Origin of the sequence: Ferrovibrio sp. (assembly GCF_035304305.1) — a bacterium.
Lineage (GTDB): Bacteria > Pseudomonadota > Alphaproteobacteria > Ferrovibrionales > Ferrovibrionaceae > Ferrovibrio.
The window spans coordinates 1-8,604 of sequence record NZ_DATGQG010000117.1; the positions used below are offsets into that span (position 1 = coordinate 1).

9 protein-coding genes are annotated in these 8,604 nt (G+C 67.9%); 5 read left to right on the forward strand and 4 right to left on the reverse strand.

What is annotated here, in order from left to right:
• The coding region (locus VKZ87_RS13410; RefSeq protein ID WP_324221764.1) for an L-lactate permease at positions 1–914 on the forward strand (914 nt) is incomplete at its 5' end.
• Here VKZ87_RS13410 and thiD read toward each other — a convergent pair.
• The 3 genes from thiD to folP all read right to left on the reverse strand — a co-directional run bounded on the left by thiD (position 911) and on the right by folP (position 4,219).
• A complete protein-coding gene (thiD, locus tag VKZ87_RS13415; protein WP_324221765.1) occupies positions 911–1,711 on the reverse strand; it encodes a bifunctional hydroxymethylpyrimidine kinase/phosphomethylpyrimidine kinase in 801 nt (266 codons plus the stop codon). The two genes, VKZ87_RS13410 and thiD, sit on opposite strands and share 4 nt — an antisense overlap.
• Positions 1,708–3,054 (reverse strand): phosphoglucosamine mutase, encoded by a 1,347-nt coding sequence (glmM, locus tag VKZ87_RS13420; protein ID WP_324221766.1) that lies wholly within the window; start codon positions 3,052–3,054, stop codon positions 1,708–1,710. The genes thiD and glmM overlap by 4 nt, the downstream gene beginning before the upstream one ends.
• A 238-nt stretch (positions 3,055–3,292) precedes the next feature.
• Entirely contained in the window at positions 3,293–4,219 is a 927-nt protein-coding gene (gene folP, locus VKZ87_RS13425; protein WP_324221767.1) for a dihydropteroate synthase, read from the reverse strand.
• A gap of 369 nt (positions 4,220–4,588) precedes the next feature.
• Between folP and VKZ87_RS13430 the strand changes: the two genes are divergently transcribed.
• The 4 genes from VKZ87_RS13430 to VKZ87_RS13445 all read left to right on the forward strand — a co-directional run bounded on the left by VKZ87_RS13430 (position 4,589) and on the right by VKZ87_RS13445 (position 6,999).
• Positions 4,589–5,203: a LysE family translocator gene (locus VKZ87_RS13430; RefSeq protein ID WP_324221768.1), complete on the forward strand. Its 615-nt coding sequence runs from the start codon at positions 4,589–4,591 to the stop codon at positions 5,201–5,203.
• Between the two features lie 175 nt (positions 5,204–5,378).
• The gene (locus VKZ87_RS13435) at positions 5,379–5,669 is read left to right on the forward strand and encodes a toxin-antitoxin system TumE family protein (protein ID WP_324221769.1); all 291 of its coding nucleotides are present in this window, start codon (positions 5,379–5,381) and stop codon (positions 5,667–5,669) included.
• Positions 5,666–6,031 (forward strand): hypothetical protein, encoded by a 366-nt coding sequence (locus VKZ87_RS13440; RefSeq protein WP_324221770.1) that lies wholly within the window; start codon positions 5,666–5,668, stop codon positions 6,029–6,031. Before VKZ87_RS13435 ends, VKZ87_RS13440 begins: the two co-directional genes overlap by 4 nt.
• A 203-nt stretch (positions 6,032–6,234) precedes the next feature.
• A complete protein-coding gene (locus VKZ87_RS13445; protein ID WP_324221771.1) occupies positions 6,235–6,999 on the forward strand; it encodes a glucose 1-dehydrogenase in 765 nt (254 codons plus the stop codon).
• A 130-nt stretch (positions 7,000–7,129) separates the two neighbouring features.
• Here VKZ87_RS13445 and ftsH read toward each other — a convergent pair.
• A partial coding sequence (gene ftsH / locus VKZ87_RS13450; RefSeq protein WP_324221772.1) for an ATP-dependent zinc metalloprotease FtsH occupies positions 7,130–8,604 on the reverse strand: 1,475 nt, incomplete at its 5' end.

Sequence of the window (8,604 nt, forward strand, 5' to 3'; positions counted from 1 at the left end):
TGACCAGCGCGCTGGTGATGCTGCCCTTCATGCTGGGCCTGCTCGTATGGTTCTGGCTGTGGTCATGGCGGCTGGGTTTCGGACTCAGCGCAGGCAACATGGCCATCGACATCGCGTGGAGCGCGGCACTGCTCATGCTGCTCTATGCCGGCAACCGCTTCGTCTCGGTCGATACCGCCGGCCTTGTCGCCACCGCGCCGCTGCTGGCGCTGGCCTGGCTGCTCGACCGCAGCCGCACGCCCTGGCGCCGGGCGCTGCGACTGGCCGCGCCCTATCTGCTGCTGGGCGTCATCCTGCTCACCACGCGGCTGATCAAGCCGCTGCAGGCCTGGCTGCAGGGCAGCCTGGTCTTCGCGCCCTATCCCGACATGCCGGCCTTCGCGCTGCCCTATCACGGCGCCAGCATGCTGCTGCTCGCCGCGCTGCTCTACGGCGCCTTCGCCTTGCGCAGCCGGAGCGGCTGGGCGGCGATCCTGCAGCGCAGCTGGCGTGCCGGACGCATCGCCATGAGCACGACGCTGATCTTCCTCGTGATGGCGCAGCTGATGGGCGGCGCCGGCATTCCCGCCGCGCTGGCCGCCGCATGGCAGTCGGTGGCCGGCGACTACGCCCTGCTCGCCACGCCGGTATTTGCCGCCACCGCCGGCGGACTGACCGGCGGGAATACAGCGTCCAACAGCCTGCTGCTGCCGCTGCAGGCGGCGCTGGCGCATTCGGTCGGCGCCTCGGTGCTGTGGGTCAGCGCGCTGCAGAACGTCACCGGCGCGATGTTCACCTCCTTCGCCCCGGGCAAGCTGGCGCTGGCCTGCGCGTTTGCCGAATGGCGCGGCGGCGAGCGTCAGGCCTACCGCACGGTGCTGCCGCTGGGACTGATCCTGCTGCCGATCGCGCTCGGCGTCGCCGCGCTTCTCTAGCGGCGCTGTACCGTATGCGCGTGATTGAGCGGGCCGTGGCCGTGGCCGAAGCCCGGCGCGGTCTCGATCGCCTTCTGCACATAGGCGCGTGCCTGCACCACCGCCTGCTTCAGCGGCAGGCCGAAGGCGATCCCCGCCGCGATCGCCGACGCCATGGTGCAGCCGGTGCCATGGGTCGAGGTGGTGTCGATGCGCGTATTCTCGAAGCGGTCGATCTGCCCCTCATGGGCCAGCAGGTCCACCAGCATCGGGCCTTCGAGATGGCCGCCCTTCAGCAGCACCGCCTTCGGCCCCTGGCGCAGCAGCCAGGTGGCAGCTGCCGGCATGTCCTGCACGCCGGCGATCTTCAGGCCCGACAGCACTTCCGCCTCGGGCAGGTTCGGCGTGATCAGCGTGGCGCGGGCAATCAGCTTCTCGCGCAGAGCGGTCGCCGCTTCCGGCACCAGCAGCTTCGCGCCGCCCTTGGCCACCATCACCGGATCCACCACCAGCGGCACGTCGGGCGCGTAGCGGGCGAGCGTGTCGGCGACCGCCTCGATGATGTCGGCGCGGTGCAGCATGCCGGTCTTGATCGCGTCGGCGCCGATATCCTGCAGCACGACGCGCATCTGGTCGGCCACCACGCCGGCCGGCACGTCGAAGACGTCATGCACGGTGACGGTGTCCTGGATGGTCAGCGCGGTGATCGCCGTCATGGCAAAGCCGCCCAGCGCCGTCACCGCCTTGATGTCGGCCTGGATGCCCGCGCCGCCGCCGGAATCCGATCCGGCGATGATGAGAACCCTTCCCCTGCTCACGCCGCGGCCTGTTCCAGCGCTGTGACGATGTCGCCGACCACGGCCTCGACCAGCTTCCGGTCCTCGCCTTCGGCCATGACGCGGATCAGCGGCTCGGTGCCCGAGGGGCGGATGACGATGCGGCCGGAGCTGCCCAACGCCTTCTCGGCCGCCGCGATGGCGCTCTGCACGCTCGGCTTGTCCAGCGGCGCGCCGCCGCTGTGGCGCACGTTGCGCAGCAGCTGCGGGAACGGCGTGAAGCGGCGGCAGAACTCGCTCGCCTTCTTCCCTGATTCCACCAGCGCCGCCATCACCTGCAGGCCGGCGATCAGGCCGTCGCCGGTGGTGGCGAAATCCGACAGGATGATATGGCCCGACTGCTCGCCGCCGAGATTGAAGCCTTCCTCGCGCATGGCTTCCAGCACGTAGCGGTCGCCGACCTTGGTGCGCTTCAGTTCGATGCCGAGATTGTTGACGAAACGCTCGAGCCCGAGATTCGACATCACGGTGGCGGCCATGCCCTTGCGCGGCAGGCGGCCCTGTTCGAGCCAGCTTTCCGCAATCACCGCCATCAGCTGGTCACCGTCGATCACCGCGCCGCGCTCGTCCACCATGACGAGGCGGTCGGCATCGCCATCCAGCGCCAGGCCGAGATCGGCGCCATGCGAGATCACCGCCGCCTGCAGCAGGTCGGGATGGGTCGAGCCGCATTGCCGGTTGATGTTGAAGCCGTCGGGATGCACGCCGATGGGAATGACCTCGGCCTCCAGCTCCCACAGAACGGTGGGCGCGACCTTGTAGGCGGCACCGTTGGCGCAGTCGACGACCACCTTGAGGCCCTTCAGGGTCTTGCCCTTCGGCAGAGTCGCCTTGGCGAATTCGATGTAGCGGCCGTCGGCGTCATCGAGGCGCTTGGCGCGGCCGAGCTTCTCCGGCGCGGCAAGCGTGGGCGCCGCGTCGCCGGTGATCATCGCCTCGATCTCGCGCTCGGCCTGGTCGGAGAGCTTGTAGCCGTCGGGACCGAACAGCTTGATGCCGTTGTCGTGGAAGGGATTGTGCGAGGCGGAGATCATCACGCCCAGATCGCAGCGCAGCGCGCGGGTCAGCATCGCCACCGCCGGCGTCGGCATCGGGCCGACGAGGAAGACATCCATGCCCACCGCGGTGAAGCCCGCCACCAGGGCCGGCTCGAGCATATAGCCCGACAGCCGCGTATCCTTGCCGATCAGCACGCGATGGCGATGGTCGCCGCGGGTGAAGAAGGCGCCGGCCGCCATGCCGACGCGCAGGGCCGTGGCCGGCGTCATCGGCTCGGTATTGGCCAGCCCGCGGATGCCGTCGGTGCCGAAGAATTTGCGTCCCATGCGACTCGAAATCCGTACTGGGGAAATCCGGCCGGACTATGCCACAGAAAGCCGCCCGGCAAAAACCCGCGGCAGCCGGAATCGCCGCGGAGAATCCGGCTTTGTTACGAGTCGTTACAGAAGCCCTGAAGTCCGTCCCCCTTGCGCGAAGCGCGAGGGTCCATTGCCCTGCCCGCGCGGGCCGATGGAGGGAATACGTCTCGGCTGGCACCCAGGGTGACGATCTTTGGGGTGACGGCTATGGAGAGGTATCCCCCGCGATCCCGCGCCAGACACGGAGCGCCTGCACGGTTTCGGGCACGTCGTGGACGCGCAGGATATGGGCGCCCTGCTGCACGGCCCGGAGGCCCGCGGCCAGCGAGCCGGCGACGCGGCGGGCGGGATCGCGCTCGCCCGTCAGCGCGCCGATCATCGACTTGCGCGACACGCCGACCAGCAGCGCGCATCCCAGGTTCCGCAGCGCCGCGAGCCCGTCGCGCAGCAGGGCGAGATTGTGCTCCAGCGTCTTGCCGAAGCCGATGCCGGGATCGAGGATGATACGTTGGCGCGCAATCCCCGCCGCCTCGCAGGCTTTGATGCGGCCGGCGAGATAGTCATGCACCTCGGCCACCACGTCGTCGTAGCGCGGCGCCACCTGCATGGTCTGCGGGTCGCCCTGCTTGTGCATCAGCACCACGGGGCATTGCGCCCCGGCCACCGCCGCGAGGCTGCCGGGATCGTCTTCCAGGGCGGAGATGTCGTTGATGATGGCGGCGCCGGCCTGCAGCGCCGCGCGCATGGTGGCGGCGTGGCGCGTGTCCACCGAGACGGGAATGGCGAGATCGCGCAGGCCCTCCAGCACCGGCAGCAGGCGGGCGATTTCCTCGTCTGCGCTCACCGGCTGCGCGCCGGGGCGGGTCGATTCCGCGCCGAGATCGATCAGGTCGGCGCCGTCGGCCACCATCTGCCGCGCGCGGGCGATGGCGGCCTGCGCGTCGGTATTCAGTCCGTCGCCGGAGAAACTGTCGGCGGTGACATTGACGATGCCCATCACATAGGGCCGCGACCAGTCGAGCCGGCCATGCGCCGCACGGTCGCCCGCCCCGCCCCGCCAGGCGAGCGGCGCCGGGCCGCCTGCATTGCGGGCAGCGCCGGCCCGGGAATCGTCACTGCATAACACTGTCATCGCCTGCCCTGCCCGCGCCGCCCTCGGCCTCCTGCCGGGACTGCCTGTTCCGCTTCACTGCGGTTCGCCGGAGTCCGCTGCGGCCCGCTGGTGCCCACTGGAGCCCGCCAGAGTCCACTGGCGCCCGCTGGTGCCCGCTACGGACCGCTGGAGTCCACTTCGGACCGTCGGAGTCCGTTCCGCACCATCCGCCCGAGGCAACTGCATACCATCGCATGAGACACATACCATCGTATGGCGCCCTGTATGACGGAGAGCCCCGCTCCATTGTTCCTATCATGTTCTCACAGCCGAAGCAACCCCTTTGTGCCCGCCGCCGGGCCCGCTAACGTCGGCGCAGCAGGAACCCATCGCAGGCGGAGGCCGCCCATGACAGTCGAATTCCTGGTCATCGCGCTGGTGGTGATCGCGACGCCGGGCACCGGCATGATCTACACCGTGGCGGCCGGCCTGACCCGCGGCGCGCGCGCCAGCCTCGTCGCCGCCTTCGGCTGCACCCTCGGCATCGTGCCGCACATGCTGGCGGCGATCACCGGCCTCGCCGCGCTGCTGCATGCCAGCGCGCTGCTGTTCGACGCCGTGAAATATGCCGGCGTTGCCTATCTCGTCTGGATGGCGTGGCAGACCTGGAACGACCGCGGCAGCCTCAGCCTCACCGGCAGGGGGCCGCGGAAATCATCGGCGATGCAGGTGACCGCCGAGGCCGTGGTGATCAACCTGCTCAACCCGAAACTCTCGATCTTCTTCTTCGCCTTCCTGCCGCAGTTCATCAGCCGCGACGCGCCCGACGCGCTGGCGCAGATGCTGGGCCTCAGCGGCGTGTTCATGGCAATGACGCTCGGCGTCTTCGCGCTCTACGGCCTGTTCGCCGCCGCCGTGCGCGACCACGTGATCAGCCGCCCGACCGTGCTGCTATGGATGCGCCGGAGCTTCGCCGCGGCCTTCGTGGCGCTGGGCGCGAAGCTGGCGGTGGCGGAGCGGTGAAAATTAGGCGAACACACCCACTGAGAATGGCCTGGCTTTCTTTCTCAGCATGATTGTTAGCCATTTCAAAATATCTCAACACGACACTCAAATCAGGCCCAGAGGCATGATCGTTTCAAAACAAAGAATTATGGCACTTGAAACCATAATCTAGCCTATGGCATAATATACCATAATGACATCCGCGACCCGCATCTACTATGCGAAATACACGACGGATGACGGCGCCATCATCGAGATCGTCGTCTGGGCGGTTCCGGCACCCGTGCCAGGCTCCCAGCATCGCTTCAAATACCGGCTGTTCTATGGCCGGCCTGGAGAGCGGATCGTCGGCTACGATAACGAACGCGGCAAGGGCGACCACAGGCATATCCGCGGCCGTGAAATGGCCTACCGTTTTACGAGCTGGGAGAAGCTGATCGATGATTTTCTGGCGGATGTCGCCAAGGCAGGAGGTTTGCCATGAGCAGGAAGAAAGCGATCGTTTCGATCACTGCCGGAAAGATCACGGCCGCAGACATCCGGCGCGATTTCCTCAAGGCGATGAAGCGCGCCGAGGCAGGCGATCTCACACCGGAATACCGGCTGCAGTTCGAGAGCTGGGAATCGCTGGTGCAGACGCTGACACCGAAGCGACTGGAACTCATCCGCTATGTACGCAAGCATCCCGTTCGCAGGGTGACGGAACTGGCGCGCGGACTGAAGCGCGATTACCGCAATGTGCACAGCGATGTGGCGGCCCTGTCGGAGGCCGGTCTTCTGGAGAAGACCGAACAGGGTTTCCGCGCACCGTTCGATCGTATAGCGACCGAGATCACGCTGAACTAATCGCCTGCGTTACCCCGCCGCGGAAAGCTGCCCCCCTTTTCGCATTCGCCTGCCTGAGACCCTCGGGTCCAGCCCGAGGCTGACGATCTGATTCGGACCGCAGGCCACTAAAAGCGGCCCGTTCTTGAGCTGGATCAGCCTCCCTGCCCCCGCGCCGGTGCTAGACTTCGACCATCGGTTCCATCCAGCACAGGAGAACGGCAATGGGTCGTGTCGAAGGCAAGGTCGTGATCGTCACCGGCGGGGCCGTCGGGCTCGGCGAGGCGATGGCGCGGATGATGGCGCGCGAGGGCGCCAAGGTCGCCGTCGCCGATATACAGGATACACAGGGCGAGGCGCTGGCCCGCGCGCTGCCCGGCGCGATGTACCTGCATCTCGACGTGTCGCGCGAGGCGGAGTGGGAAAGCGCGATGCAGCGCGTGCGCGAGGCCTACGGCCGGGTGGACGTGGTGATCAACAATGCCGGCATCGCCATCAGCGGTCCGCCCGAGGAGCAGACGCTGGAAGAGTGGCGCCGGCTGATGAGCGTCAATCTCGACGGCGTGTTCCTCGGCACCAAGCATGCGATCCGCGCCATGAAGCAGAACCAGCCGCGCGGCGGCTCGATCATCAACCTCTCCTCCATCGAGGGGCTGGTGGGCGACCCCGAACTCGGCGCCTACAACGCCTCGAAAGGCGGCGTGCGGCTCTACACCAAGTCGGTCGCGCTCTACTGCGCGCGCGAGCGCCTCGGCATCCGGGTCAACTCGATCCATCCCGGCTATATCTGGACGCCGATGGTGGAGGCGCATCTCGCCCGCCAGGGCGACGTCGCCGCCGGGCGCAAGGCGCTGGACGCGATGCACCCGATCGGCCATGTCGGCGAGCCCGACGACATCGCCTATGGCGCGCTCTACCTCGCCTCGGACGAGTCGAAATTCGTCACCGGCGCCGAACTGGTGATCGACGGCGGCTATACCGCGCAGTAGCGCGGGGCGGGAGCGCGAACGCGAACGGCCCGCAACGAAAAAGCCCGGCATCGCTGCCGGGCTTCTGTCTGTCTGATGCTGACCGCGAGGCTCCGGACCAGGTCCGGGGACAGGCGCTCAAGCGGGCCGCTCAAGCACCGGGCTGCGGTTCCGGCTCCAGACCCGTCGGCGGCTTCTTGCCGCGGCTGGTGGTCGGCACGGCCGAGCGCGGGCCGGTATCGGTCGGCGTCGGCGTCTTGTCCTCCGGCCGCACGATGGGCTCGCCGCGCAGCAGCGCCTTCACCTCGTCGCCCGACAGCGTCTCGTATTCGAGCAGCGCCTGGGCGACCTTGTCGAGGTCGGCGCGATGCTCGGTGAGGATGCGGCGCGCGTTGTTCTCCGCCTCGTCGATGATGCGGCGGATCTCCTCGTCGATCAGCTTCGCCGTGGCATCCGAGACGTTCTTGCGCTGCGTCACCGAATGGCCGAGGAAGACTTCCTCCTCGTTGTCGGAGTAGCGCAGGCGGCCGAGCTTGTCGCTCATGCCCCATTCGGTGACCATGCGGCGCGCCAGGCCTGTCGCCTGCTGAATGTCGTTGGAGGCGCCGGTGGTGATGTTCTCCTTGCCGAAGACCAGCTCTTCCGCCACGCGGCCGCCGAACATCATCGCCAGCCGCGATTCCAGTTCGAGCTGCGACATGGACAGCCGGTCCTTCTCGGGCAGCGACATGGTGACGCCCAGCGCGCGGCCGCGCGGAATGATCGTCACCTTGTGCAGCGGATCATGCTTGGGCATGAACAGGCCAACCAGGGCATGGCCCGCTTCGTGGTAGGCGGTGAGGCGCTTTTCCTCCTCGCCCATCACCATCGAGCGGCGCTCGGCGCCCATCATCACCTTGTCCTTGGCATGCTCGAAATCGGCCATGGTGACGACGCGGCGGTTCTTGCGCGCGGCCAGAAGCGCGGCCTCGTTCACCAGGTTGGCGAGATCGGCGCCGGAGAAGCCGGGCGTGCCGCGGGCGATGATCTTCGGATCCACGTCGGGCGCCAGCGGGACTTTCCGCATATGCACGCGCAGGATCTGCTCGCGGCCGATGATGTCGGGATTCGGCACCACGATCTGGCGGTCGAAGCGGCCCGGACGCAGCAGCGCCGGGTCGAGCACGTCGGGGCGGTTGGTGGCGGCGATCAGGATCACGCCCTCGGTCGCCTCGAAACCGTCCATCTCGACCAGCAGCTGGTTCAGGGTCTGCTCGCGCTCGTCGTTGCCGCCGCCCAGGCCGGCGCCGCGATGGCGGCCGACCGCGTCGATCTCGTCCACGAAGATGATGCAGGGCGCGTTCTTCTTGCCCTGCTCGAACATGTCGCGCACGCGGCTGGCGCCGACGCCGACGAACATCTCGACGAAGTCGGAGCCGGAGATGGTGAAGAAGGGCACGTTGGCCTCGCCGGCAATGGCGCGGGCGAGCAGCGTCTTACCTGTGCCCGGGGGGCCGACCAGCAGGCAGCCCTTGGGGATCTTGCCGCCGAGGCGCTGGAACTTCTGCGGGTCGCGCAGAAACTCGACGACCTCCTCCAACTCCTGCTTGGCCTCGTCGATGCCGGCGACGTCGTCGAAGGTGACGC